Origin of the sequence: Hymenobacter edaphi (assembly GCF_003258365.1) — a bacterium.
Lineage (GTDB): Bacteria > Bacteroidota > Bacteroidia > Cytophagales > Hymenobacteraceae > Solirubrum > Solirubrum edaphi.
On sequence record NZ_QHKM01000001.1, the window covers coordinates 1,152,405 to 1,178,554 of the forward strand.

At 67.1% G+C, this 26,150-nt stretch carries 19 protein-coding genes; 12 read left to right on the plus strand and 7 right to left on the minus strand.

Annotated elements, in window-relative coordinates; genetic code table 11:
- Positions 1-94 precede the first annotated feature (94 nt).
- Entirely contained in the window at positions 95-919 is an 825-nt protein-coding gene (locus DLM85_RS04700) for an aminotransferase class IV (RefSeq protein ID WP_111476888.1), read from the plus strand.
- Here DLM85_RS04700 and DLM85_RS25335 read toward each other — a convergent pair.
- Together DLM85_RS25335 and DLM85_RS04705 are read right to left on the minus strand one after the other, a co-directional pair.
- The gene (locus DLM85_RS25335; RefSeq protein WP_165822005.1) at positions 916-1,062 is read right to left on the minus strand and encodes a hypothetical protein; all 147 of its coding nucleotides are present in this window, start codon (positions 1,060-1,062) and stop codon (positions 916-918) included. The two genes, DLM85_RS04700 and DLM85_RS25335, sit on opposite strands and share 4 nt — an antisense overlap.
- A gap of 451 nt (positions 1,063-1,513) precedes the next feature.
- Positions 1,514-2,308 (minus strand): thymidylate synthase, encoded by a 795-nt coding sequence (locus tag DLM85_RS04705; RefSeq protein WP_111477503.1) that lies wholly within the window; start codon positions 2,306-2,308, stop codon positions 1,514-1,516.
- A gap of 310 nt (positions 2,309-2,618) precedes the next feature.
- Between DLM85_RS04705 and DLM85_RS04710 the strand changes: the two genes are divergently transcribed.
- Positions 2,619-3,617 carry an N-acetylmuramoyl-L-alanine amidase family protein gene (locus DLM85_RS04710; RefSeq protein WP_243635862.1) on the plus strand — a complete coding sequence of 333 codons (999 nt, stop codon included), beginning with the start codon at positions 2,619-2,621 and terminating at the stop codon, positions 3,615-3,617.
- 93 nt (positions 3,618-3,710) lie between these two features.
- Here the strand turns inward: DLM85_RS04710 and DLM85_RS04715 are convergent, their stop codons facing one another.
- Entirely contained in the window at positions 3,711-3,956 is a 246-nt protein-coding gene (locus tag DLM85_RS04715; RefSeq protein ID WP_111476889.1) for a hypothetical protein, read from the minus strand.
- 132 nt (positions 3,957-4,088) lie between these two features.
- Here DLM85_RS04715 and DLM85_RS26165 point away from each other — a divergent pair, with 132 nt between their 5' ends.
- Positions 4,089-6,398, plus strand: a complete 2,310-nt coding sequence (locus DLM85_RS26165) for an efflux RND transporter permease subunit (RefSeq protein WP_111476890.1) — start codon at positions 4,089-4,091, stop codon at positions 6,396-6,398.
- 235 nt (positions 6,399-6,633) lie between these two features.
- Here the strand turns inward: DLM85_RS26165 and DLM85_RS25340 are convergent, their stop codons facing one another.
- Entirely contained in the window at positions 6,634-6,795 is a 162-nt protein-coding gene (locus DLM85_RS25340; RefSeq protein ID WP_165822006.1) for a hypothetical protein, read from the minus strand.
- Between the two features lie 97 nt (positions 6,796-6,892).
- Here DLM85_RS25340 and DLM85_RS04725 point away from each other — a divergent pair, with 97 nt between their 5' ends.
- The 7 genes from DLM85_RS04725 to DLM85_RS04755 all read left to right on the plus strand — a co-directional run bounded on the left by DLM85_RS04725 (position 6,893) and on the right by DLM85_RS04755 (position 15,973).
- Positions 6,893-7,477: a hypothetical protein gene (locus DLM85_RS04725; protein WP_111476891.1), complete on the plus strand. Its 585-nt coding sequence runs from the start codon at positions 6,893-6,895 to the stop codon at positions 7,475-7,477.
- Positions 7,478-7,692: 215 nt separating this feature from the next.
- Entirely contained in the window at positions 7,693-8,052 is a 360-nt protein-coding gene (locus tag DLM85_RS04730) for a hypothetical protein (RefSeq protein ID WP_111476892.1), read from the plus strand.
- A 90-nt stretch (positions 8,053-8,142) separates the two neighbouring features.
- Positions 8,143-9,504, plus strand: a complete 1,362-nt coding sequence (locus DLM85_RS04740) for an SWIM zinc finger family protein (protein WP_165822007.1) — start codon at positions 8,143-8,145, stop codon at positions 9,502-9,504.
- Positions 9,501-11,063: a DUF5691 domain-containing protein gene (locus DLM85_RS04745; RefSeq protein ID WP_111476895.1), complete on the plus strand. Its 1,563-nt coding sequence runs from the start codon at positions 9,501-9,503 to the stop codon at positions 11,061-11,063. Before DLM85_RS04740 ends, DLM85_RS04745 begins: the two co-directional genes overlap by 4 nt.
- Before the next feature lie 138 nt (positions 11,064-11,201).
- A complete protein-coding gene (locus DLM85_RS04750) occupies positions 11,202-12,302 on the plus strand; it encodes an ATP-binding protein (RefSeq protein ID WP_111476896.1) in 1,101 nt (366 codons plus the stop codon).
- Positions 12,218-13,648, plus strand: a complete 1,431-nt coding sequence (locus tag DLM85_RS24945) for a YopA family protein (RefSeq protein ID WP_133256904.1) — start codon at positions 12,218-12,220, stop codon at positions 13,646-13,648. The genes DLM85_RS04750 and DLM85_RS24945 overlap by 85 nt, the downstream gene beginning before the upstream one ends.
- Positions 13,649-13,654: 6 nt before the next feature.
- Positions 13,655-15,973 (plus strand): DUF5682 family protein, encoded by a 2,319-nt coding sequence (locus DLM85_RS04755; protein WP_111476897.1) that lies wholly within the window; start codon positions 13,655-13,657, stop codon positions 15,971-15,973.
- 329 nt (positions 15,974-16,302) lie between these two features.
- On the opposite strand, the gene DLM85_RS04760 is transcribed toward DLM85_RS04755, so the two are convergent.
- Complete coding sequence (locus DLM85_RS04760; protein ID WP_111476898.1) at positions 16,303-19,002, minus strand: M1 family metallopeptidase; 2,700 nt, start codon at positions 19,000-19,002, stop codon at positions 16,303-16,305.
- A 196-nt stretch (positions 19,003-19,198) separates the two neighbouring features.
- Here DLM85_RS04760 and DLM85_RS04765 point away from each other — a divergent pair, with 196 nt between their 5' ends.
- Positions 19,199-20,323, plus strand: coding sequence for a VWA domain-containing protein (locus tag DLM85_RS04765; RefSeq protein WP_111476899.1), 1,125 nt, complete (start codon positions 19,199-19,201; stop codon positions 20,321-20,323).
- Positions 20,324-20,419: 96 nt separating this feature from the next.
- Here DLM85_RS04765 and DLM85_RS04770 read toward each other — a convergent pair whose 3' ends face one another.
- Together DLM85_RS04770 and DLM85_RS04775 are read right to left on the minus strand one after the other, a co-directional pair.
- Entirely contained in the window at positions 20,420-21,772 is a 1,353-nt protein-coding gene (locus DLM85_RS04770) for a WD40/YVTN/BNR-like repeat-containing protein (protein ID WP_111476900.1), read from the minus strand.
- Between the two features lies 1 nt (position 21,773).
- Positions 21,774-23,900: a YCF48-related protein gene (locus tag DLM85_RS04775; RefSeq protein WP_111476901.1), complete on the minus strand. Its 2,127-nt coding sequence runs from the start codon at positions 23,898-23,900 to the stop codon at positions 21,774-21,776.
- 251 nt (positions 23,901-24,151) lie between these two features.
- Here DLM85_RS04775 and DLM85_RS04780 point away from each other — a divergent pair, with 251 nt between their 5' ends.
- Positions 24,152-26,146, plus strand: a complete 1,995-nt coding sequence (locus tag DLM85_RS04780) for an AAA domain-containing protein (protein WP_111476902.1) — start codon at positions 24,152-24,154, stop codon at positions 26,144-26,146.
- The last annotated feature ends 4 nt before the right edge of the window (positions 26,147-26,150 follow it).

The following is a 26,150-nucleotide window of genomic DNA, read 5'->3' on the forward strand; positions in this document are numbered from 1 at the left end:
AAGCGCCCCGCCGGGCCGCTTCCCGCAAAAGGATGAGCCCCCGGCTCATCCTTTTTTCGTGGCTTGTGGGCCGGGCGGACTATTTTGCCGGTCTATGTCCCTGGTTTTGCTCGACGGCGCGCTGCTTCCGGCCGCCGACCTCGCCCTGCCGCTGCCCAACCGCGGCCTGCAGTTCAACGACGGCTTTTTTGAAACGCTGGTGCTCATCAACGGCCAGCTGCGCTACGCCGCCGACCACGCGGCCCGCATGCGCTGGGCGGCTACCACCCTGCACCTGCACCTGCCCGCGGCCCTGAGCACGCCCGCGGGCCTGGAGCAGGCACTGCGGCACCTAGCCGAAGCCAGCGGCCTGGCCGCTGCGTGCCGCCTGCGGCTGCAGCTCTGGCGCGGCGGCGGCGGTCTGTATACCCCCGGCACGGCGGCCGCGCACTGGCTGGCCGTGGCGGCTCCGTTCGAGGCCGGGCCCGCCACGGCGGCCCGCGCGGCTTTTGCCGGCAGCATCCGCACCCACTTTTCGCCGGTGTCGTTCTGCAAGGGGCCGTACGCGCTGCATTACGTGCTGGCCGCGCAGGAGCGCGCCGCCCGCGGCTTCGATGAGTTGCTGCTGCTCGACGGGCAGGGCCACGTGGCCGAGGCGGTGGCGGCGGCGGTGTTCTGGCTGCAGGACGGGGCACTGTATACGCCCGCGCTGGAAAGCGGGTGCGTGGCCGGGGTGCGGCGGGCCCACCTGCTGCGGGTGGCGCAGCAGCGTAGCCTGCCCTGTCACGTGGGGTTGTTTCCGGCCGAGGCGGTGCTGGCGGCCGAAGCGGTTTTTACGGCCAACGTCGCCGGGATTCGGCCCCTGGCCAGCATTGGCGAAACGCCGCTGGCCGCGGCTCATCCGCTGCTGGAGGCGCTGCGGCGCTGGGAAGCCGCTTAGGCAGCCGAGGCGCGCCGCCGCCGGCGAATGCGCAGCCAGTCGGCCTGGAATTCCGCCAGGTCGGCTTCGGTCACGTCGTTGGCGGTCAGGATTTCGGCGCGGGACTGGCGGCCCAGCTCCAGCGCGTACAAAGCAATAAGCACCCGGTGACGGCGGGGCAGCGGAACGGGGTCAGAAAACAGGTGTGGCGTAGTGAGGTTCACGGCGTTGGCGGAGTCTGCGCCGATTGATTGTATTCTGGCGGACAGGTTTAATTTCCCCGGTGCAAAGATCGAGCCTTTTTCTGGAGTCGCCATCATACCAGCCGCGTTTATGTTCCAAAATTTATCCTACAACGGCACAAGCCACCCAAATGATGCAGTCATCAGATAAAAATATGATTCTAGCTCCCGCAAACAGGCATCAGCAAGCCTGAAAAGCCATTCTAGCAGGAATAGTTGTTTGCTTTTTTCCAATCCTTCACATTAGCTCTCCCACCAGAACAGAATTAACTTTATTAACAAAGTACCAATCATCAACAGGCGAGCCCCCGACAGCGGCTAAAAGCGCTGGCCGGGGGCTCGTCTGGTACAAAAGCCCGCTGGCTCGGGCGGCTTACACGGCTACCGGAGCCTTGATGGCCGGCCACGGGTCGTAGTTTTCCAGCTTGAAATCATCGTACTGGAAGCCGAACAGGTCGGTGACGGCCGGGTTCAGGCGCATCTGCGGCAGCGGGCGCGGGGCGCGGCTGAGCTGCTCCCGCGCCTGCTCCAGGTGGTTGGAGTACAGGTGGGTGTCGCCGCCGGTCCAGATGAATTCACCGGGCTGCAGGCCCGTTACCTGGGCCACCATCAGCGTAAGCAGGGCGTAGCTGGCAATGTTGAAGGGCACGCCGAGAAACACGTCGGCGCTGCGCTGGTACAGCTGGCAGGAGAGCTTGCCGTCGGCCACGTAGAACTGAAACAGGGCGTGGCAGGCGGGCAGCTTCATGGCTGGCAAGTCGGCCACATTCCAGGCCGACACCACCATGCGGCGCGAATCCGGCTGATTTTTCAGCTGCTGCAGAATCTGGCTGATCTGGTCGATGTGGCCGCCGTGGCCGTCGGGCCAGCTGCGCCACTGGTAACCGTAAACGGGGCCCAGGTCGCCGTTTTCGTCGGCCCACTCGTTCCAGATTTTTACGCCGTTCTGCTGCAGGTAAGCCACGTTGGTATCCCCTTTCAGAAACCAGAGCAGCTCGTGAATGATGCTCTTCAGGTGCGCCTTCTTGGTGGTAACCAACGGGAAACCCTGACTCAGATCAAACCGCATCTGGTAGCCGAAAACCGACACGGTACAGGTGCCGGTGCGGTCGGTCTTGAGTGTTCCGGTATCGAGTATGTGCTTTACAAGGTCGAGATACTGCTTCATGCGGCGGGTCAAGTTGGGGTGGTCGGCAAAAATAGGAAAAGCCGCCCGGGCTGCGGGCGGCTTTCGGTGTGAAGCCCGATTTGTGGCCTTTATTCTTCCCGCGGCAACTCCCGTCGCTACTTTTGCGGTACTTGCCTTACCTCCGGTGCAATTTCTCCCCGGCTGCCCCGGCCTTACCCCTGGTTTTTCCGCTACTTAGCTTTACCAGCCCGGCCCTTCTTCCAAACCCGACTCTCCCGCCGCTTTGCGAATACTTCTGCTCCTTCTCCTGCTTGTTCCGGTTGCAGCCTTTAGCCAGCATTTTCGCAAGGTGGTTCCCAAACGCGGCGACGTGATTTCGACGCTGCTGGTGCGCCACGGGCTGAATCCGCGCTACTACGAGCGGGAGTTTGTGGCGCTGAACAAGCCGCTGCTGGGGCCGCGCAACAGCCTGCGGGCCGGCAAATCGTACCGCCTGCCGCCGCGCAAGACGGCGGCCCAGCTGGCGGCCAGAAAGCCCGCCGCGGCCAAAGCGGTGGCGGCCCGGGCCGAAAAGGTAAAGGCCGTGAAGGGCCGCAGCGGGAGCACCGCCGTGCTCTTTGGCAAGTACGGCCGGCCCTCGGCCAGCGACCAGGCCCTCGGCGGGGCGGTGTTCTACCTCATGTCGGGCCACGGCGGGCCCGACCCGGGCGCGGTGGGCCAGTACGGCAACGCCAAGCTGGCCGAGGACGAGTACGCCTACGACGTGACCATCCGGCTGGCCCGGGTGCTGATGGAGCACGGCGCCACCGTCCACATGATCGTGCAGGACCCCGACGACGGCATCCGCGACGAGGGCGTGCTCAAGATGGACGCGGACGAGCTGACCTACCCCAACCTGACCATTCCGCTGGGCCACGTGGCGCGCCTGCGCCAGTACACCAACGCCATCAACCGCCTGCACGGGCGCTACGGCCGGAAAACCTACCAGCGCATGATTACCATCCACGTCGACAGCCGCTCGGCGGGCCTGAACACCGACGTGTTTTTCTACCACCACGAGCGCAGCGCCGTGGGGCTGCGCCTGGCCAAGAACATCCACCAGGTGTTCCGGCGCCGCTACGCCCGCTACCAGCCCAACCGGCCGTACGTGGGCACCGTCACGCCGCGCACCAGCCTCTACGTGGTGCGCAACAGCTACGCGCCCACCGTGTTTATCGAGCTGGGCAACATCCGCAACAGCAAGGACCAGCGCCGCTTCGTGCTGGCCCAGAACCGGCAGGCGCTGGCCAACTGGATCTGCGAGGGTGTCATCAACGACTACCAGCGCAAAACGCTGGAAGGGCAGTAGCTCGCCACGCTACGCGCGGCGTAGCGCGCTGCACGCAAACGGCCCCGCATCCTGCTGGATACGGGGCCGTTTTACTGACTGGCCGTCGGGAGCTTACAGCGACTTCACCGCCGGGGCGGCACTCGGGGCGGCGGCCGGAGTGGTTACGGCGGCCGAAGCGCCCTTTTTCATGCAGCACGACGGGGTGCCGGCGCTGGCACCTTTCGAAGCGCAACCGGCTTTCATCTCGGCCGAGCAGTTTTCTTTCTTCGCGCCTTTCTTGTCTTTGTCTTTGCCGTCGGTGGCGGAGGCGGTACCGACGAAGGCGAACAGGGCCAGGGCGAGCAGGGCGTTTTTCATGGGGCGAAAATGGAGAAGTGGAAAAGGAAACAAAAGCCAGAAACGGGTGGTTGGCTCAGCGCCGGCCCTAATCTACGCAACGACTTCGATACCGCCGCCGGCCCCGCTTAGTTCCCCCGCCTCCGCTCCTCCGTGCTCCAACCCCGCTCCCTCAGCCTGCTCACCCTGGCCGCCCTGGCCCTGCTGGGCCTGCTGGCCCTCACCGGCCTGCTGCGCCTGCGCTTCAACTACAATTTCAACGACTTCTACCCCACCGGCGACCCGGACCTGGCCTACTACCAGGACTACGCCCGGCGCTTCGGCAACGACAACGACTACGTGCTGGTGGGCCTGGAGGCCCCGGCCGGCCGCACCGTGTTCGACGCCGATTTTGCCCGCCGCGTCGACGCGTTTACACGCTTTGCCCAGCGGCAGCGCAACGTGCGCCAGGTGGTGTCGCCCACCACGGCCAGCAACCCCATCGTGGAGGGCCTGGGCGTGTTCAACGTGCCCTACCTGCACCTCGACCAGCTCGGCCGCGACCCGGCCAGCCGCGCCCGGGACTCGGCCCTGATCTACCGCACGCCCGGGCTGGTGGGCAACCTCTTCGCGCCCGACGCGCGGGCCGTGGCGGTGGTACTGCAAACCACGCCCGACCTCAAGAAGCCGCCCGGCGACACGCTGCTGGCCGCGCTGCGCGGGGAGCTGCGGCGCCTGGGCGTCGGGGACGAGCAGATTCACTTCGGGGGCAAGATGGTGGCGCAGTCGGTGTTTGTGGACCGGCTGCGGGTGGAAATGGCGGTGTTCGTGTCGCTTTCGGTGCTGCTGGTGATGGGGCTGCTCTGGCTCACGTTCCGGGCCTGGTGGGGCGTGGTGCTGCCCCTGTCGGTGGTGGCCGGGGCCACGGTGGGCGGGCTGGCGCTGGTGGGGTGGTCGGGGGCGGGTATCGATCTGATGACCGCCCTGCTGCCGGTGATGATGTGCGTGGTGGGCATTGCCGACTCGGTGCACCTGCTCACGCGCTACGTGACGGAGACGGGGGAAGGCACCCCCACGGTGCCGGCCCTGCGCATCAGCATGCGGGAGTCGATGTTCGGCTCGGGGCTGTCGGCGCTGACCACGTCGCTGGGCTTTTTCACGCTCACGGCCAGCCACATCCGGCCCATTCACAACTTCGGGCTGTACACAGGGCTGGCGGTGCTCATTGCCTACGCCCTGTCGTTCACGCTGCTGCCGGCCCTGCTGGTGCTGCTGCCGCGGCCGCAGCAGAAGTTCGGGGCCGGGCGCAGCTGGGACGGGCCGCTGATGCGCCTGCTGGCCTGGGTGCTGCGGCGGCGGGCCCTCATCGTGGGGGCGGCAGCGGTGCTGGTGGTGGGCGCCCTCGCGGCCGCGTCGCAGGTGCGCATTGAGTCGCGGCTGCTGGATGACCTGGCCGACGACGACCCGGTACAATTGGACTTCCGCTTTTTCGAGCGGGCGTTTGCCGGCGTGCGCCCCTTCGAGCTGCACCTGCTTCCGCAGGGCGGGCGCACCGTCTACAGCCTCGACGTGCTGCGCGAAACCGAGGAAATCGAAGCGTACCTGCAAAGCCGGTACGGCCTGCGCTTCGTGGCCTCGCCGGTGACGGTGGTCAAGTCCCTGCGCAAGGCCCTGAACGGCGGGGCGCTGGCGGAATACCGTCTGCCCGACTCCGAGGCCGAGCTGCAGCGCCTGCTGCGGCGGCTGCGCCCGTTTCGGAAGAAGCCCGAGTTTCGGGCCCTGGCCCTCGACGACGCCCGGCAGGGCCGCCTGACCGGCCGCATGCCCGACCCGGGCAGCACCACGGTGGCCCGCCTGAACCGGGGCCTGCAGCAATTCCTGCGCACCCACACCGACCCGGGCGTGCTGCGCACCCGCCAGACCGGCTCGGCCCTGCTCATCGACAAGAACAACCAGAACCTCACCCGCGACATGCTGCTGGGCATCGGGATGGACGTGGTGATGGTCACGGTTATCGTGCTGGCGCTGTTCCGCTCCTTCCGCATGGTGCCGGTGGTGCTCATTCCCAACCTGCTCCCCATCGTGGTGGTGGGCGGGGTGATGGGCCTGTGCGGGGTGCCCATGAAAGTCAGCACCAGCATCATCTTCACCATTGCCTTCGGCATTGCCGTCGACGACACCATTCACTTCATTACCAAGCTGCGCCTGATGCTGGGCAAGGAGCCCACGGTGGAAGCGGCCGTGCGCCACACCTACCGGCTGGCCGGCAAGGCCGTCATCGTCACCTCCCTCATCCTGGTCGGCGGCTTCAGCACCCTGCTTTTCTCCTCCTTCGACGGCACGTTCTACGTGGGCCTGCTCATCGGCCTGACGCTGCTCTTCGGCGTGGTGGCCGAGCTGACGCTGCTGCCCATCCTCATCCTGCATTTCTACAAGAAGCCCCGCGTGGGCCGGGCCCGGCGGCTGACGGCCTCAGAAAAGTGAGCAATAGCTAGACCCTGTTTCCGAATGATTCGGATGCAGCGGAGAAGCATTATCCCCCTATGTCGAAATTTTCGACAGCATATCCGGCGCCTTCTACCCCTATGTCGAAATTTTCGACAGTGTGTCCGGCGCCTTCTCCCCTCATGTCGAAATTTTCGACAGTGTATCTGACACGTCCGACCCTGTTTCCGAATAATTCGGATGCAGGGTCGGACGTGTCGGGAAGGTGTCCGAATCATTCGGATGCCAGGTCGGAGGCGTCGACTACGTCGCCGGATTTTTCGACCTGACTTGGGTAGAGCTGCCGGCCAGGCGGGTAGGCGGGGGACGGGTAGCCGGGGACGAAGTTGGTGGCCGGGTCGGGCGCCGGGGAGCGGTGGCGCTTCGTGGGGGGCATCTGAGCGGCGGTGGGCAGGGCTGGCGGGGCAGCAGAAGCCCCTGATTTTGGCGCGGCACCCAACCAGCGCGGCCGGGCTGCGTACTTTTGCCCAGCTATGAAATACCCCGTTTGCCTGCTGCTGGCCGCCACGCTGGCCTTTCCGTCCGTTGCCCAAACGCTCGCGCCGCCCGACGACGCGGTGCCCGGCCTGATCCGGGAGCGGGAGCAGCTCATCAAAGAATACGAGGCCGCCAGCGCCCAGCGCAACGCCTTTCTGGCCAACAAGCCTTCCAAGAAAGACCTGGAGGAAGTCATCGGCGCGCTGAAGGGCATCATCCGCAAGGATTCCGAAATCGTGCAGGCGCTGAAGGCCGGGGAGCTGCGCCGCCAGGCCAGCATCGTGGCCGAAAAGCAGCAGGCCGTGCAGCAGGCCACCGTGGCCCAGACCGACCAGACCTCCACCAAGGAGCGGTTCTACGACCTGGAAAACCAGATTGCCAACCTGGAGCTGCGCGACAAGCAGCGCGAGAAAAAACTCCGCGAGGCCGAAGCCGCCGCCCACGAGGCCCAATCGGGCCGCACCACGCCCCAGCTGCTGGCCGTGGGCCTGGCCCTGCTCAGCCTGGGCCTGCTGGGCTACGTGGCCAAGCTGCGCGGCCAGCTGAACGGCGCCCCCCGCCGCAGCGCCAAGCGCCGCTAGGGCCGGCGCCGGGGCCGGGCGGGTATCCAGCCCGTCATCCTGAGCGCAGCAAAGCACCTGATAGCAGTTCCATGAACGTCGTAGAGACGCGTATTCGCGTTTTGTCGTCCGCACCGCGTGCCGTTCAACGATGAGACGCGAATACGCGTCTCTACGGGTCGGCCGCTTTGTTCTTCAGGTACCAGCCCGCCCCATCGGCGCCTACCTTTGCGCTCATGCTCGTGGTAGCCGCCGAATACCTGACGTACGCCGAGGCCGTAGGCCTCTACCACCGCCTGCACGACGAGGCCGCCATCGTGAGCCTGGTGAAAAACTACGGCCCGGCCACCCTGCCCTTCGGCGACGGGCTGTACTTCCGCCTGCTCATCGAAGAAGCTGACGTGGCGGCGGCCCAGGCCATCGTGGAGGAGTTTGAGCAGCGCCGCACCGAGCGGGCTGCCGTACGCTGCCCGCGCTGCGGCTCCTACCACGTATGGCCTGCCCCGGCCGGGGCCCGGCCCTGGTACAAGCGCCTGTTCTACGCCGGCACCACCCTCTACCACTGCCAGCACTGCGGCTACGACTTTTCGGCCTGAGCCGCCCCCGCCGCCGGGGGCGGCGTGGCCGGCCGCTGCTATCTTGCCGCCGCCTACGGCCGTAGCCATTCTATCTATTCCTTGATGCTGATGTGGACCGAAGACCAGGCCCGCGCCCTCGTACCCGACGCCGGCACGCTCAAGCGCGGGCTGGAGCTGGCCACGCCGCCCAAGTGGCAGAACCTGGGTCAGACCGCCGCCGCCGCCTGGGGGGAGTGCCAGGGCAGCGGCGCCAAGCCCTACCAGACCGGCATCGACCTGACGGAGCCGGCGTTTAAGTGCTCCTGCCCCAGCCGGGTGTTTCCGTGCAAGCACGGCGCGGCCCTGCTGCTGCTGCTGGCCCGCCAGCCCCAGCTGTTCGGGCCCGCCACCCCGCCGCCCTGGCTGCAGGAGTGGCTGGACAAGCGCCAGCACGCCCCGGCCAGAAAAGCCGCGCCCGCCGCCGCCCCGGCGGCTCCGGCCGCAGCACCCGCGCCGGATGCGGCAACGGCGTCGGCGCCGGGGGTGGCCGTGAGTGCGGCCCGGCTGGAGCGCATGCAGCGCGGGGCGGCCGAGCTGCTGCACTGGCTGCACGACTTGATTGGGGCGGGGCTGGCCCAGGCGGAGCAGCGCCCCGCCGGCTTCTGGGAAAACCAGGCCGCCCGCCTCGTGGATGACCAGCTGCCGGGGCTGGCCGCCGCCCTGCGCGAGCTGCCCGACCTGCGCCAGCAGGGCCCCGACTGGCCCGCCCGCCAGCTGGCCCGCCTCGGCGAGCTGTACCTGCTGGCCGCCGCCTTCGGGCGCCTGAACGAGCTGCCCGGGGCCCTTCGCGCCGACGTGCTGCAGCTGGTGGGCGTGAGCGTGAAGAAGGAAGACGTGCTCGGCCGTCAGCCCGCCGTGGCCGACAGCTGGCAGGTGCTGGGCCAGGTGACCAGCGAAGAAGAGCGGCTGCTGGCCCGCCGCAGCTGGCTGTGGGGGCAGCGCACCGGCCGCTACGCCCTGGTGCTCGAATACGCCTTCGGCGGGCAGGCCTTCGGCACCGCGCTGGTGCCCGGGGGGCAGTACCGCGGCGAGCTGGCCTTTTACCCCGGCGCCCGGGCCCTGCGCGCCGTGGTGGGCCCCGCCTGGACGTTCGAGGGCCTGCACGACGACATCCTGGACCCCGGCCTGACGCCCGCCGCCCTGCTCGACGCCTACGCCACCGCCCTGGGCCAGCTGCCCTGGCTGCGCGAGTGGCCCGCTACCCTGGCCGGCGTAGTGCCCCGGCCCGGCCCCGACGGCACGGTGCAGCTCTGCCACCCCGGCAGCGGCCAGCAGCTGCCCCTGCACCCCGCCAGCGAGCTGGGCTGGGAGCTGCTGGCCGTCAGCGGCGGCTACCCCATCACCGTATTTGGCGAATGGGACGGCCGGGCGCTTTTGCCCATCACCTACACCGGCGCCGCCGCGCCCCCCACCCCTGCCGCCGCGCTATGAACCCCTCCGCTGACTGGCAACAGCTGCTGCAGCTGGCGCTGCTGGGCACCCGCCACGGCGGCGGGGCCCCGGTGCCCACGCTGCCCGAGCTGCCCGCCCCGCCCGACGCCTCCCGCGAAGCCCAGGTGCTGCGCAGCGCCGGGGCGCTGGGCTTGTTGCAGCGGGCCGGCTACCAGGCCGCGGCTGCCGCCGAAGCCCCGCCCGCCCCGGCCGGCCCCGAAACCCAGCCTACCCTCGGCCCCCAGGGCCAGGACATGCTGCGCCAGCTGCTCGGCGGCCACCACGCCGAGGTGCTGCCCGACTACCTGCGCGAGCTGGCCCGCCACGGCCGCCGCGTGCCCCACCGCCTGCTGGTGTCCCTGCTCGACTACGCCCACGGCCGCCCCGAGCTGCGCGCGGCCACCAGCGCCGTGCTGGGCGTGCGCGGGGCCTGGCTGCTGGGCCTGAACGCCGCCTGGGCCGCGCAGTACGCCGCCACTACCGACGACGATGCCACCTGGGACACCGGCACGCCCGCCCAGCGCCGCGACTACCTGCTCGGCCTGCTCCCGCGCGACCCGGCCCGCGCCCGGGCGCTGCTGGCCGCCGCCCTGCCCCAGGAGCCGGCCCGGCAGCAGGCCGTATTGCTCGGCACCCTGGCCGCCCGGCCCGACGGCCTGCTCGCCGCCGACGCTGCCCTGCTGGAGCCCTACCTGGCCTCCAAAAGCAGGGACGTGCGCCAGCAAGCCGCCAGCCTGCTGGTGCGCGTGCCCAGCAATGCCCTGGTGGCCCGCCTCTGGCCGCACGCCGCTCCCCGGCTCACCCTGAAAAAGCCGCTGCTGGGCGCCGCCCGCCTGGAAGTCGGGCTGCCCGAGGCCTGGGTGCCTGCCTGGCAGGCCGACGGCATCGAGCCGAAAGACGGCCGCTTCAGCGGCGAAAAAGCCGCCTGGCTGGGTCAGCTGCTGGCCCTGCTGCCGCCCGCCCGCTGGGCCGCGCACTTCGGCCAGCTGCCCACCCGGCTACTCACCCTGGCTGCCGACGGCGAGTGGGCCGCCCTGCTGCTGACGGCCTGGCGCCACGCCCTGCAGCTGCACCGCGCCGCCGACTGGGCCCGCGCCTACCTCGTGCTGCAGCTGGAGCGCGACGACGTGCCGCCGCTGCCCGCCGACGCGCTGGCCGAGCTGCTCAGCCCCGCCGAGCTGGCCGAAACGCTGCTGGCCCAGCTGCCCCGCCAGCCCCGGCTCAGCCAGCCCGAGGCCCGCTGGGAGCCGCTGCTGCTGAATCTGCCCGGCCCCTGGCCCGCGGCCCTCACCGAGCAGGCCCTGCGCATCATCGATAACACGCTGACGGTGCCCGCCGCGGGGCCGCGCTACACGTTTCACTACCGCCTCACCCAGCTGCTGCGCCACATGCAGCTAGTGGTGCCGCCCGGGCAGTACGCCCGCTGCGCCGAAGTGCTCAACCCGCTGCGCGAGGCAGAAACTGCCCTCAACAATCCCATCAACCAGCTCCTCGACACGCTGTACTTCCGCCAGCAGCTGGCCGCCACCCTCACCGAGCCGCCCGGCCCGGACAGCTGACGGCCAGGTGACGCGCTGCGTTGCCCTTCCCCGCACAATCAACCTCCGCCAACCCCAGCCCGGCCAAAGCCCGAAACCGGCCCCACCGGGTGCCTTCCTCGTCCGACCTGCCTTTAGTTACGTTCCACCTACTTCGCCATGTCCGCCACGCCCAACCCCGATAACATTCTGCGCCCCCACGCCGAGGTGCAGTACGCCGAAGAGCTAGCCGCCCTGCGCGCCGCCGACGACCGGCCCAAACCGCCCGGCTGGCAGCTCTCCCCCTGGGCCGTGGTCACGTACCTGCTCGGCGGCCAGCTCGATAATGGTTTCGCCATCGAGCCCAAGTACATCGGGCAGCGGCGGCTGATGGAAATTGCCGTAGCTACGCTGGCCACCGACCGCGCCCTGCTCTTGCTGGGCGTGCCCGGCACGGCCAAAAGCTGGGTATCGGAGCACCTGACGGCGGCCATCAGCGGGCACTCGAACCTGCTCATCCAGGGCACGGCCGGCACTAGTGAGGACGCCATCCGCTACTCCTGGAACTACGCCCGCCTGATTGCCGAGGGGCCCTCGGCGGCGGCGCTGGTGCCCTCCCCCCTGCTCAAAGGCATGCAGGACGGGGCGCTGGTGCGTATCGAAGAGCTGACGCGCATCCCGGCCGACGTGCAGGACGCCCTGATTACGGTGCTGTCGGAAAAGGTGCTGCCGGTGCCGGAACTGGCCACCGAGGTGCAGGCCACGCGCGGCTTCAACGTCATTGCCACCGCCAACGACCGGGACAAGGGCGTGAACGAGCTGAGCAGCGCCCTGCGCCGCCGCTTCAACACGGTGGTGCTGCCCCTGCCCACGTCGGTGGCCGAGGAAGTGCAGATTGTGCAGAGCCGGGTGGAGAAAACCGGCCGGGCCCTGCAGCTGCCGCCCACCACGGCCGCCCTGGAGCAGATCAGCCGCCTGGTGACCATCTTCCGCGAGCTGCGCGGCGGCGTGACGGAGAACGGCAAAACCAAGCTCAAAAGCCCCAGCGGCACCCTGAGCACCGGCGAAGCCATTTCGGTGCTCAACAGCGGGCTGGCCCTGGCCGCCTACTTCGGCGACGGCACCCTGCAGGCCGCCGACCTGGCCGCCGGCCTGACCGGCGCCGTGGTGAAAGACCCGGTGCAGGACCGCGTGGTGTGGCTGGAATACCTGGAAACCGTGGTGAAGGAGCGCGACGGGTGGAAGGATTTGTACCGGGCCTGCCGGGAGGTGGTGGAGTAAGAAATCTACAAACGAATAATAATACAGCAATGCAAGATCAAGACACCCAAAAAACTACTGCCATGGCCTCACCTAACGAGGCAATCAGCATCTACAAAGGCCTTTTCCAACTAGCCAATCTTACTGGCACTGCAACTCTAAATGGACAAATATATTTCAAATGGCTTCCTGATGCAATGGTAAGATTCGAAGGAATACATCAACATCATGAGCATGACAACCCAGACCACATAGCTTTCTTTAATCATGATGAAAAAACCGACATTATAATTAATGGACTTCTATTTGGGAAGGGTTTTATCAATCAAGTAAATATCTCTAAAGATACAACAATAAAAGGAATAATACCTGGCCAGGCAGTTATTGGCGAAGGCAATATACCAGTTGACTCGGTTCATTTCAGCATAGCGAATTTTAGACGACTAGCTACTACAGAATTAATCTTTACTTATGAAGATTGGTCAATATCTATCAAAGAATCTAAAAATTTCAAAGACAAAGAAGACAACTTAAATGATCAAGGAGGTTATTTTATATTACACAACGGAACAATTACAAATAAAAGAAACCCAGTAAAACTATCCGAAATACAAGACTTAGTCCATTCATTCTCCACATATTTAACATTTATAAATGGCCGCAGATGTTCTTTACTTTTTTTGAATGGGGTTTTTAATAACGAGATTATTTGGCAAGACTTCACACCTAGATTCACAGATCAGTATAAGCCTGTTTTTTCATGGGCACAGAAATTTAATAACGAAGGACTAGTTAAGGCTTGGCAAAACTTTAATAAATTATGGAAAAATAAGAGTGACCAGAATTTCCTGAGCGGCGCTATCCACTGGTATATTGAAGCAAATGGACATGCAGCTTTTACTGAAGGATCAATCGTATTGACACAAACTGCATTAGAACTAATATACAATTGGCTCCTTATTGAGCAAAAAAGAATATTAATTGGTCGTGATGCAGAAAATATTTCAGCCTCGAATAAAATAAGACTATTATTAAATCAAATAAATTTACCAGTAAAAATACCCCAAAATTTAAAAGCAATACTCAATAATATTAAACTATTTGAAACAATCAAAAACGAAGAACCTGATGGGCCTGACGTTTTTGTACAGATCAGAAATATCATTGTCCATTCACAAGAAGAAAAGAGAAGAAAATTAATGGATATACCTTCAATGTCTCAGTATGAAGCACTACAAATAGGGCTATGGTATACCGAACTATGTCTTCTTTATATATTAAACTTCAATGAATCATACCGAAATAGATGCTTAAAAGCTCGTTGGGCTGGTTCAGATGAAGAAATAGTGCCTTGGGCTAAATCCTAAATTATCATGCCCACCGACCTGCGCCTCTTCGGCATCCGCCACCACGGCCCCGGCAGCACCGCCTCGCTGCTGCAGGCCCTTGACGCCTACCAGCCCGACATCGTGCTGCTGGAGTGCCCCGCCGACGGCGAAAAGGCCCTGGCCGAAGTAGCCAACGCGGCCCTGCAGCCGCCGGTGGCCCTGCTCGTCTACAACCCCAGGCAGCACCAGCAGGCCACGTTTCTGCCCTTCGCTTACTTCTCGCCCGAGTGGCAGGCCGTGCGCTGGTGCCAGCAGCACGGCGCCCACCTGCGCGCCTTCGATTTGCCGATGACCCTGCGCTTCGCCCTGCCCGACTCGGTGGAACACCTGCCCGGCGAAACCGCCGCGCCCGCGGACGAAGCCGCCCAGGCCGCCGAAAACGAAGCCGCGCCGTCAGGCTCCTCCTCTCCCTCGGAGAGGGGGCCGGCCCCGGCGGGGTCCCGTGAGGCGCCCCCGCTGCGCCTCGACCCCATTGCCCACCTGGCCCGCCTCGACGGCTACGCCGACGGGGAGCGGTGGTGGGAAGCGCGCATTGAGCACTCCGCCGGCCACGCCGACGCCTTCGCGGTGGTGCTGCAGATGATGACGGCGCTGCGCGAGGCGCTGGCCCAGCCCGAATCGGCGGAAACGCTGCTGCGCGAGGCCTATATGCGCGAGACGCTGCGCACCACGCTCAAGCAGGGCTACCAGCGCGTGGCGGTGGTGTGCGGGGCCTGGCACGCGCCGGTGCTGCGCGCCGAGGGGCTGGCGGCCTACGCCAAGGACGACAAAGCCCGGCTGAAAGGCCTGAAGAAGGCGCCCACCGAAGCCACCTGGGTGCCCTGGACCTACGAGCGGCTGGCCCGGCAGTCGGGCTACGGGGCGGGCGTTGTGTCGCCGGCGTGGTACGAGCTGCTGTTTGAGCAGCCCCACGCCGCGGTGGTCACGCACTGGATGGTGCGGGCGGCGCACCTACTGCGGGAGCAACAGATCGATGCCTCGTCGGCCCACGCCATCGAGGGGGTGCGGCTGGCGGAGGCGCTGGCGGCCGTGCGCGGGCTGGCCCTGCCGGGCATCGAGGAGCTGCAGGAAGCGGCGGTGAGCATCTTCGGGGGCGGCTACGCCGAGGTGCTGAGCCTGGTGCACCAGCAGCTGGTTATCGGCCAGAAGCTGGGCCAGGTGCCGGAAGAGCTGCCGGCCTCGCCGCTGCAGCAGGATTTGGCGCAGCACCAGAAAGCCCTGCGCCTCAAGCCCGAAGCCGCCGCGAAAACCCTGGCCCTGGACCTGCGCAAGGACACCGACCTGGGCCGCAGCCACCTGCTGCACCGCCTGCAGCTGCTGGGCATCCGCTGGGGCCGGCCGCAGCGGGTATCGGGCAAGAGCGGTACCTTCCACGAAGTGTGGGAGCTGCAGTGGAAGCCCGAGCTGGTGCTGGCCGTGCTCGAAGCCGGCCGCTGGGGCAACACCATCCTCGCGGCCGCCAGCGCCGCCGCCGGCCACCGCGCCAGCGAAGCCCAGGACCTGGCCCAGATCAGCCAGCTGCTGGAAGAGGCCCTGCGCGCCGACCTCGCCCCGGCCCTGCCGGCCCTGGTGGCCCGGCTCGAAACCATCAGCGCCGGCACCCGCGACGTGGCCCACCTGCTGGCCGCCCTGCCCCCGCTGGTGCAGGTGCTGCGCTACGGCAACGTGCGCCGCACCGAAGCCGGGCAGGTGGCCCAGGTGGTGCATCACTTGGTGCCGCGCCTCTGCATCTCGCTGCCCCGGGCCACCACCGGCCTCGACGTGGACGCCGCCCGCGCGCTGCTGGAAAGCCTCGAAGCCGCCCACCAGGCCGTGGCCCTGCTCCCCGACGCCGCCCAGCAGGCCGACTGGTACGCCGCCCTCGACGCCATTGCGCGGCAGCCGGCCAGCAGCGGCCTGCTGGCCGGGGCCGCCGCCCGCCTGCTCTTCGACGCCCAGCAGCTGCCCGCCGACGACACCGCCCGCCTGCTGGGCCTGGCCCTGGCCGCCGCCCAGCCCACCGCCTACGCCACCGCCTGGATCGAAGGCTTTCTGCGCGGTTCGGGCCTGCTGCTGATCCACAACCAAGTGCTCTTCGACCTGCTCGACGCCTGGCTGGCGGGCCTCGCGGAAGACGCCTTCCAGGAAACCGTGCCCCTGCTGCGCCGCGCCTTTGCCGAGTTCAGCCCGCCCGAGCGGCAGCAGGTACTGGCCCTGGCCGTCAGCGGCCCCGGCGTCGGCCCCGCCACCGAAGCCGTCGACCTCGACCTGGAGCGCGGCCGGCGGGTGCTGCCGGTGCTGCGCGAGCTATTGGGGGTGGCGTAGGCTTGTTTCGCCGCAATCAGCCCCGCAGACCCGAGCCCGCGGCCAACGGCAACACCCGGTAGTCATTGCGAGGCGTAGCCAATCCTTCTTCCAGCAGCAACGCCGCCACAATAGCTACAGACTTAAAACCGCCCCGCCCGAACCTGCACAACGACAGCGTTGGGCGGGGCGGTTGTGGGCAGTGCCGGTTGGGCCGTTGCGCCGCGAGCGAATGGGTTGGCCAGGCCTTCCTGCGGGTGCTCGGCTACGTATTGCAATGACGGTCAGTAAACCGCAGGCAGGTTGCATCCCTGCTCCAAGGCGCCCCCGGCGCATGATACCTACGCCCCTTACTGCCCCGTCAGCTGCTCGGCGCGCAGCAGGTCGTCGGCGGCTTGCTGGAGCTTGGCGCGCAGCCGGGGGTTGTACTGCGGATGCGCGGCCAGGAAGCCGCGGACGGTGCAGGCGGCGGTGGGCGTCTGGTAATAGCCCAGGGTGGCCTGCAGCCAGTTGTGGGGAAAGAAAATGTCGCCGGTCTGCTGAATTTCCTCCAGCAAGGCCAGGCTCTGCGGCAGGTACTGCTCGGAGGCGGCCGCGCGCAGCGGGTGGTGCAGGTAGCCCAGGGCCGTTACCACCCAGGCCTCCTTTTCGCGGTTGTGCGCGTCGGCCAACGAGGCAAAGAAATGGTCGCGGGTGGCCTGTTCGGGGGCCAGGGCCGGCATGAGGAAGCGCAGGCGCTGCTGCCGGTCGGGGTTCTGGATGCGGGCGAGCTGCCGGGGCAGGATGGGGTCCGGGGCAGGGTAGTCGCGCACGGCCAAGGCCAGGGCCAAGGCGGTGTAGTCGTCCTCGGTGAGCTTGACGCCGGCGGGCGGCTGCTGCCCATCCCAGATCTGGTACAGCCGCTGCTGGGCCGTGCGGCTCAGCGCCACCGACTGATAGGTTTTGAACAGCAGCTTCTTTTGGTTCGGCGCGGGGTTCCGCTCCAGCGCATACCACAGCTCCTGTTCCAAGGTGGCGGCCAGGGCCTGGCGCTGCTCCGGCCGCAGAAACTTCCAGTACAGGTCGCCGAGCTGCGCGGTGAGCAGCTTCAGGTTCAGCTCCTCCGGCTCGTGCAGCAGGCGCTGCCGGTACACGTCGAGCAGGGTGCGCGGCGTGAGGTAGCGGCGGCTCAGCACGTTCTCGTAGAGGTTCACGTAGCTGGCCGCCCGCGCCACGGGGCTCGGTAGCAGAGCGAAGCGCTGGCCCAGCACCTGCCCCATTTCCTTGTAGCTGTAGCTGCGCGGCACCCCGAGCTGGTCGTCCACCGGAAACACGCCGTAGCCCAGGCCCGAGGAGTTGAACAGCACGAACAGCGGCACCGGCTCCCCGGCGGCGGCGGGCACCGTCACCTCGGGCTGGGTCAGGTTCACCGTCAGTTCCTTGCTGCGGCCGTCCGGGTACACCAGCTGCACTTCGCAGCGCTGCGGCCAGAGGCGCGTGCTGCCGTCCTCGGCCCGCTGCGTGAGCGTGAGGCTGCTGATGCTGCCGCCGCTGGTGTGCAGCGTGTAGTCGAACACCGGGCGGCCGGGCTGGTTGACCCACACCTGGTTCCAGGCCTGCAGGTCGGCGGGCGTGCGCGCGTCCAGCATGCGGATAAGGTCGGGCCAGGTGGCGTTGCCGCGGGCGTAGGTGCGCAGGTACTCGCGCAGCCCTTCGCGGAAGGCGTCTTCGCCCATCAGCCGCTCCAGTTGGCGCATCATGATGGGCGCCTTGTGGTAGATAATGTTGCCGTAGAGCGAGCCAGCGTCCTGCAGGTTCGCCAGGGGCTGACGGATGGCATTGGCGCCGGCGGTGCGGTCCACGCCGTAGGCCGCCGGGAAGTGGTCCACCACGAACTTCAGGTCGTAGTTGGCCCCGGGCACGGCCACCTGGGTGATTTTGTCGGCCATGAAGTTGGCAAACACCTCCTTCATCCACACGTCGTCGAACCAGCGCATGGTCACCAGGTCGCCAAACCACATGTGGGCCGTTTCGTGGCTGACGAGGCTGCTGCGGGCCAGCAGCTGGTCCTGCGTCGCGCCCGCGTCCAGAAACAGCGTGCTGGCCTTGTAGTCGATGGCCCCGACGTGCTCCATGCCGCCGTACTGAAAATCGGGCAGGGCGGCGAAATCCAGCTTCTTAAACGGGTACGGAATACCGGTGTACTGCTCCAGGAAGCCCAGCGCGGCGCGGTGAATCTGGAAAATGGCCGGCAAGCTCAGGCGCAGCTTGTCCGCGTCGGTTTCGCGGTGCAGCAGGTGCAGATTGCGGCCCGCCACCGGCCCGACGGCGGCCGGGCTTTCGGCCGTCTGAAACCGCCCCGCCACGAAGCCGAACAGGTAAGTGCTGATGGTATCGGACGGGGCGAAGAAGTAGGTAGTCGAGCCAGGGAGCAGCCCGTCAAGCTTTAGCTGGGTGGAATCCAGCGGGGCATTTGCCAGGGCCTGCCAGCCGGTGGGCACGTCAAGGGTAAGCTTGAACGAGGCTTTCAGATCGGGCTGGTCGAACACCGGGAAGACCGTGCGGGCGCGGTCGGGCACCAGCAGGGTGTAGAGAAAGTCGTCGTTGCGGTTCAGCGAGAGGTTGCCAGCCCGAAACTCGAGGCCGATTTCGTTGGCCCCCACCCGCAGCGCAGCGGCCGGGACGACCAGGTGCTCCGCGCGGTGGTCGATGGCCACGGCCCGGCCGTTGACCGTCAGGCGCCGCAGCCGCTCGGTCTGCTCCTTGAAGTCGAGCTGCAGCGGCTGGGCCGCCGATTGCAGGCGGAAGCGAATGACTTCAACGGCCTGAATATCGGCCTGCTTGTCGGCGGGCACTGTCAGGGCCAACGCGTAGCTCAGGCCGCTGAGCTGCTGGCGGCGGTACTCGGCCAGCCGGCGGCTCACGCCCGGCTCCACGGGCACGGCGGATGCCGCAGCTTCGGCTTCCCTCGGGGCGTCCAGGGGCCGGGCGGGGCGGGTACTGGTGCAGGCGGCAGGGGCCAGCAGCAGCCAAACGCTCCAGCTGCGCAGCGCACGAGGGCATCGGTTCATATCGAATAGCGGGCAAAAGCCCGAAATTAGCCCAAACCCGCCCACTTGGCCCACCTTCGCGGAACGCGCGGCCCGGGCGGGAGTTGCCCGGGCCGGTTTTGCCTGCGTACTTGCCGCCCGGCCCGCCGGGCGGGGCACTTCCCTCCCATACCCGGGCGGCGCCTCGGCCCGCCCTTCACTTCTTGCTACCTGCCCTATGCCCGCTGACCACGCCGCCCGCTGGAAGCTCGTCCTCGGCTCGGCCGCCGACGCCGACAACGCGGTGCCCCTCTCGCCCGACTACGGCCGCATGGACGAAGTGCTGACCCAGCTCTACGACCAGCAAAACCAGGCGCGCCGTGGCGGGCTGGGCTCCTCCGCGCCCCGCGTGTCGCGCTGGCTGGGCGACATCCGGCAGTACTTTCCCGCCTCGGTGGTGGCCGTGATGCAGCAGGATGCCATGGAGCGCCTGGGCCTGAACGAGCTGCTGCTGGAGCCCGAAATTCTGCGCTCGGTGCAGCCCGACGTGCATCTGGTGGGCCTGCTCATGTCCCTGGGCCGGGTGATGCCCGCCAAGGCCCGGCACACGGCCCGCGAGGTGGTGCAGCGCGTGGTGCAGGAGCTGGAGCGGAAACTGGCCAACCCGCTGCGGCAGGCCGTGCTGGGCGCCCTGAGCCGGGCCGTGCGCAACCCGCGCCCGCGCTACCGCGAAATCAACTGGCATGCCACCATCCGGGCCAACCTGCGGCACTACCAGCCTGCCCAGCGCACCATCATTCCGGAGCGCCTCGTGGGCTACGGCCGGCGCGGGCAGGCGCTCAAGGAAATCGTGCTGTGCGTGGACCAGAGCGGCTCGATGGCGGCCTCGGTGGTGTACGCGGGCGTGTTCGGGGCGGTGCTGGCCTCCATCCAGGCGGTGCGCACCCACATGGTCGTGTTCGATACCGCCGTGGTCAACCTCACCGAGGAGTTGCAGGACCCGGTGGACCTGCTGTTCGGCGTGCAGCTGGGCGGCGGCACCGATATCAACCTGGCCCTCACCTACTGCCAGCAGCTCATCACCCGCCCCGCCGACACCATCCTGGTGCTCGTCAGCGACCTGTACGAGGGCGGCAACCCGGCCGAACTGATCAAGCGCGCCGCCGCCCTCCAAGCCGCGGGCGTGACGCTGGTGGTCCTGCTGGCCCTCAGCGACGAGGGCGCCCCGAGCTTCGACCGCGCCGTGGCCGAAAAGCTGGCCGCGCTGGGCATTCCGTCGTTTGCCTGCACCCCGGATAAGTTTCCGGCCCTGATGGCGGCGGCCATTCAGGGCCAGGACGTGGCGAAGGCGGCGCAACCCTGACGCGCCCTCTCAGCCCCGCTCGCAGGCCCCCAAGCGCCGGACGGCCCCGCTACGAGCAGTAGCGGGGCCGTCCGGCGCTTGGGGGCCTGCCGCGAATCAGGGCGCGTGGTAATACACCCCGCTGTCGGTAATCAGCATCAGCGAGCCGTCGGCCTTGACGAAGTAGTTGTAGATGCGCGGCGTGAAGCCCGGGGTGGCCAGCGCGTAGCTACCGGGCGTGCCGGCGTACACGCCCGGCGTGAGGTTGCCGAGCACCACGAAGTACAGCCGGTTGCGGGCCGAGGTGATGTTGTAGATGGAGTGGGACGTGTGCGTCTGGGGCGTGTAGAACGAGCTGACGGTGCCGGTGAGCGAGGCGGGGTTGAGCACGGCCAGCAGGGCGTCGCCCGAGCCGACGACCAGGTTGCCGGTGTGGTCGACGGCCAGGGCCGTCACCTGGCTGCGCACGTACTGCGCGGCCGGGGTCTGGCGCAGCCAGTTGCTGCCGTTGTCGGTCGATTTAAACAGGTTGCTCCATTTGTCCACCAAAAACAGTTCGCCGCCGGGCAGGCGGGTCAGCAGGCTGTACTGCTCCCAGTACTGGCCCGCCACGAGCTGCTTGCGCCAGAAGCCCCCGTTGTTGGTGCTGCGGTACAGCCCGTCGTTGAAGAAGCTCACAAACACGTTGTTGTCCTCCGCCACCAGGTCGATGGGGTAGCGGTGGTCCAGGATGCCGTTGTTGACGGCCGTCCAGGTGGCGCCCTGGTCGTTGGAAACGTGTACGCCGCTGTTTTCCATCAGGGCGTACACGGTGCCGCGGGAGTTGCACTTCAGAAAGCGCACGTAGTCGTTGACGGCGGGCAGCGGCAGCAGACGCCAGTTCACGCCCTCGTCCTGCGACGCGTAGCCCTTGCCGCCCATGACCATGTAGAGCCGGCCCGCGCAGTTGCAGATGCTGCTCTGCAGCCCCCCGCTCATCGGCTCGCCCCCGCAGGCGCGCACCCAGCCGCTGCCCTGGCGGGCCGTGGCCCGCGCACTCACCGAGTCCAGGGGCGTGCACTGGCCCTGGCTGGGGTCGGCGCAGCTGGCATCGAACAGGTAGAAGGTGGTTTTCTGCTGCAGCAGGTCGCAGCCCAGGCTCCAGCGCACCCGGATGCGCCCGCGCGCGTCGGCGCGCAGCAAGCCGCGCGGCATGCCCCAGTTGTTGGCGGCTTCCACGTAGCCGTTGCCGGTCAGGCGGTAAGACACGAGGTAGCCGTTGGCCGGGGCATTGCCAGCCGGCTGCACCTGCAGCACCACGCTGTCGGGCACGAAGGCGCCGAAGGTGCCGCTCTGGGTGCCGCCGCGCACCAGCGTAAGCCGGGCCGGGACGGGGTCGGTCGGGCGGGGGTCTTCCTTTTTCTTTGGTTCGCAGCTGCCCAGGGCCAGCAGGGCCGCGCCGGTCAGCAAGCCGGCAAATAACTTGATCATCTTATTCCTTGATAAAGCGGGTGGTCAGAATCGTGTGGCGGGCGTCTTCGACGCGCAGCAGGTACATGCCCGCCGGCAGGGTGGCCACGTCGAGCTGCTGCCGGTCGGCGGCGCGGGCGGGCGCCAGCCGGCGCCGGCAGCGGCCCTGCGCGTCGTACACCCACAGGCTCGTCGGCACGAAGCCGGGCGGGTAGGCCAAGGTCAGGGCCTGCCGGACCGGGTTGGGGTACAGCCGGAGGCTGCCGGTGCGCGCGGCGGGCGCGGCGGCGGCCAGCGGCGCCCCGCTGCGGTCGGTCAGGTCGCGCTGGTAAAGGGCGGTGCGGCCCAGGGCCAGCACCGAGTTCACGTCGCGAAAGTGGTACTGGCGCAGGTCCGTCACGCGCTCAGCGGCCGTGGTAATCACGCGCCAGCTGCGGCCGCCGTTGCTGCTGCGGGCCAGGTCGCCCACCTCGTTGCCCACGTACACCAGCGAGTCGGAGAAGAAGTGCAGGGCAATCAGGTTGCCGGTCAGCCCGCTGGGCACCACGGTCCAGTTGGCGCCGCCGTCCACGGTGCGCACGATGCCCCCGAAGGTGCCCACCGCCAGCCCGAAGGCGGGCGAGCGAAACCGCACTTTCAGCAGGTCGTTGTTGACGGGCGGGTCCACTTCCTGCCAGCTGGCGCCGGCGTCGGTGGTTTTGACCACCTTACCCACCAGGCCGCAGGCGTAGCCCACCGCGGGCGTCGGGAAGCTCAGCGAGGCCAGTCGGTTCTGAAAAGTCGTCGGGGCGTAGGTCCAGGTGCGCCCGCCGTTGGTGGATTTGGCGATGCGCGCAGGGCTGCCCACCGAGCCACCGGTGGAGTAGATAACCCGGCCGCTCACCAGCGCATAGTCGGAGGAGGACTGGTGCCCGATGAAGGCCCCGGAGCGGCCGTTGTTCATGTCGAAGGTGCGCCCGCCGTCGTAGGTGAAGTACAGCCCGTTGTTGACGGTCTGCACCATGCCCGTATCCGCCCCGGCAAAGTAAAGGCCGTACTCCGAGGTCTGGCGCAGCGTCTGCTCGTCCACCGACCAGGTGCGGCCCGCGTCGGTGGTGCGCAGCAGGCCGGCGGCCTCCCCGACCACCAGCCCCTCGCCGTTGGGCCGCACGTGCAGCGCGTAGTTGTCGCGCAGGTTGGTCGAGGCCGGGTTGACCATCTGCCAGCTCTGCCCCCCGTCGCGGGTCAGCACGATGGCCCCGTCGTTGCCCACGGCACAGCCGAACGCGGGCGTGGGAAAGTGCACGCCCGTCCAGCTGAACGTGTAGCCCGACTGGTACACCTGGGGGCTGGTCTGGCCGCCGTCCTGGGTGAGGTTGATGTAGGAGTAGTTGGAGAAGAACAGGCCGCGCTGCGCGCTCAGGAAGTACACCAGGGTGGCGCTGTTGCCCACGGGCAGGCGCGTCCAGCTCAGGCCGCCGTCCTGCGTCTGGTAGGTGCCGTTGAAGGACGTGACGGCGTAGCCTTCCAGGGCGGTGCGGAAGTGCACCGTGCGGAAGCGGCTGGTTTGCAGGCCCAGGCGCTGCCAGCTGCCGCCCCCGTCGGTGGTCTTGTAGAGGCTGAAATCGACGGCGAGGTAGCCCACCTGGTTGTTCACCATCGAAAGGGTGCTCGGGTCGCCCTGCACCGTGCCGCCGCTGTTGTGGGGCACGTTCAGGTTGCGCCAGCTGGCGCCGGCGTCGGTGGTTTTGTACACTACCCCGTCGAAGGTGTTCAGGTAGCCGATGCGGGCGCTGGTGAAGCGCAGCCGGTGCGCGTAGCCCGCGCCGAGCCCGACGCTGGACGCCTGCCAGCTCTGCCCGCCGTTGGTGGTTTTGAGCAGGGCCACGTCGGTGAGGGCGTAGCCCGTATCGGCCGCCGTGAAGCATACCGACTGCACCCGCGAGGCGTTGCCGGGCAGCGTCAGGGCCTGCCACGTCCGGCCGCTGTCGGTGGTTCGGAACAGGGCCGCCCGGCTGTTGGCGAAGCTGCCGCCCACGTAGCCCGTCTGGTCCGACACGAAAAACACGTCGTTGGCGTACAGCCCCAGCGGGTAGATGCGCTGCCACTGCGCGTGGGCGCGCGGGGCCAGCAGGCTTAGCAGCAGCCCCAGTAAGTAGAGTTTCTTCATTCCGAACGTCGGATAGGTGCGGTAACGACTGCCGCCGCGCAGCTGCGCAGCCGCAAAATCAGGGCAATTTCGCCCGCTGCCGCTGGTTTTCCAGCAACCGGCCGAGAAATTTTGCCGGGCCGCCGGCGCCACTTCCCGGCCCGCGGGCCGCGCCGGCCGGCCATTCCACAATTCTGCCCGACCTTCGGCCGCACGTTTGCCGTTCAACGGTTGTTGTCCCGGTTTACGTTTAGATCAGAAGCCCGAAGAAGTTGGCCGACACTGCCCCCCACCTACCCGCTGACTCCGTTTACGAAGAACTCCGCCGCGTCCAGGCTTTGCTGAAGCTGGAGCAACAGGAGGATTTGGAGCAATACCGCCTGCGCAACGCCAAGAGTACCATCTCGGAGCGCGTGAGCCGGGGCCTGAGCTGGTACCCCGTCAAGATTACCAAGGAAGACATCGGCTTCGGCGGCAAGCTGGTGCTGGAGCTGGAGCGCCCCGCCGGCCAGAGCCAGCAGCTGCACCTGTTTCAGGTCGGCAAAAACGCCGCGCTGTTTGGCAACATCCCCGGCCGCGGCGGCTCCGACAAGCCCACGCTGCAGGGCGTGGTGACGGCGGTGCGCCGCAACAAGATTACGCTGGCCACCAACAAGGAAGACCTGCCCGACTGGATTGACGAGGGCAAGCTGGGCATCGACCTGACCTTCGACGAGGTCAGCTACCGCGAGATGGAATTTGCGCTGCAGAAGGTGCAGGGCGCTTTCGGCCGCCTGCAGGAGCTGCGCGACACCCTGCTGGGCCACCGCCCGGCCGAGTTCAAGCCGGTGGCCGAAGCGGAGAAGCTCTACTACCCCAACCCGCTCAACGCCTCGCAGCTGGCGGCTGTGCAGCTGGTTATGGCCGCCAAGGACGTGGCCATCATCCACGGCCCGCCCGGCACCGGCAAGACCACCACGCTGGTGCAGGCCATCCTGGAAACCATCCGCCGGGAGCGGCGGGTGCTGGTGTGCGCCCCGAGCAACACGGCCGTGGACTTGCTCACCGAAAAGCTGGCCGAGCGCGGCGTCAACGTCATCCGCATGGGCAACCCCTCGCGGGTATCGGACCTGCTGCTGGAGCACACGCTCGACGCGCAGATCATGACCCACAAGCACTACCCGGAGCTGAAGTCCTTGCGGCAGACGGCCGAGCAGTACCGCGAGGAAGCGGGCAAGTTCAAGCGCCATTTCGGCTGGGAAGAGCGGCAGCAGCGCCAGCACCTCAAGGAGCAGGCCCACCAGCTGCTGCAGGAGTCGGATCAGCTGGAAAAGTACATCACCGAGGATTTGCTCGACAAGGTGCAGGTCATTACCTGCACGCTGGTGGGGGCGGCCAACCGCGCCATTCGCCACCTGACCTACGAAACGGTGTTTATCGACGAGGCCGCCCAGGCCCTGGAGCCGGGCTGCTGGATTCCGATAACGAAGGCCGAGCGCGTGGTGCTGGCCGGCGACCATTGCCAGCTGCCGCCCACCGTCAAGAGCGAAAAAGCGGCCGCCCAGGGCCTGCGCGAAACCCTGTTCGAGAAGTGCATCACCCGCCAGCCCGCCACGGCGCGCATGCTGGAAGTGCAGTACCGCATGCACGAGGACATCATGCGCTTTTCGTCGGACCAGTTCTACGGCGGGCGCCTGGTGGCCGATGAGCGCGTGCGCCGCGCCGATCTGCACGCCTTCGATTTGCGCTTCCCGCCCGAGCCCGGCGCGGTGGAGTTTATCGACACGGCCGGCTGCGGCTTCTCCGAGCTGGGCATCCTCGACTCGCCCTCGGTGGCCAACCCCGAGGAAGCCGACCTGCTGCTGCGCCGCCTGGTGGAGCTGCTGCAGGACTACCACCCCACGGACCACGAGCACCAGCCCCTGAGCATCGGCATCATCGCCCCGTACCGCGCCCAGATCAACTACCTCAAGGACCGCGTCGACGAAATTCCGGAGCTGCTGGCGCTGCAGAACAAGCGGCAGCTCAGCATCGGCACCGTCGACTCGTTTCAGGGCCAGGAGCGCGACATCATTGCCATTACCCTCACCCGCAGCAATTCGGCCTCCGACATCGGCTTCCTGGCCGACATCCGCCGCATGAACGTGGGCATGACCCGCGCCCGCCGCAAGCTGCTGCTGACCGGCGACTCGGCCACGCTCAGCTCCAATGCCTTTTACCGCGAGTTCGTGAACTACGTGGAAGACATCGGCGCCTACCGCACGGCCTGGGAGTTTCAGGATTTGTAGGACG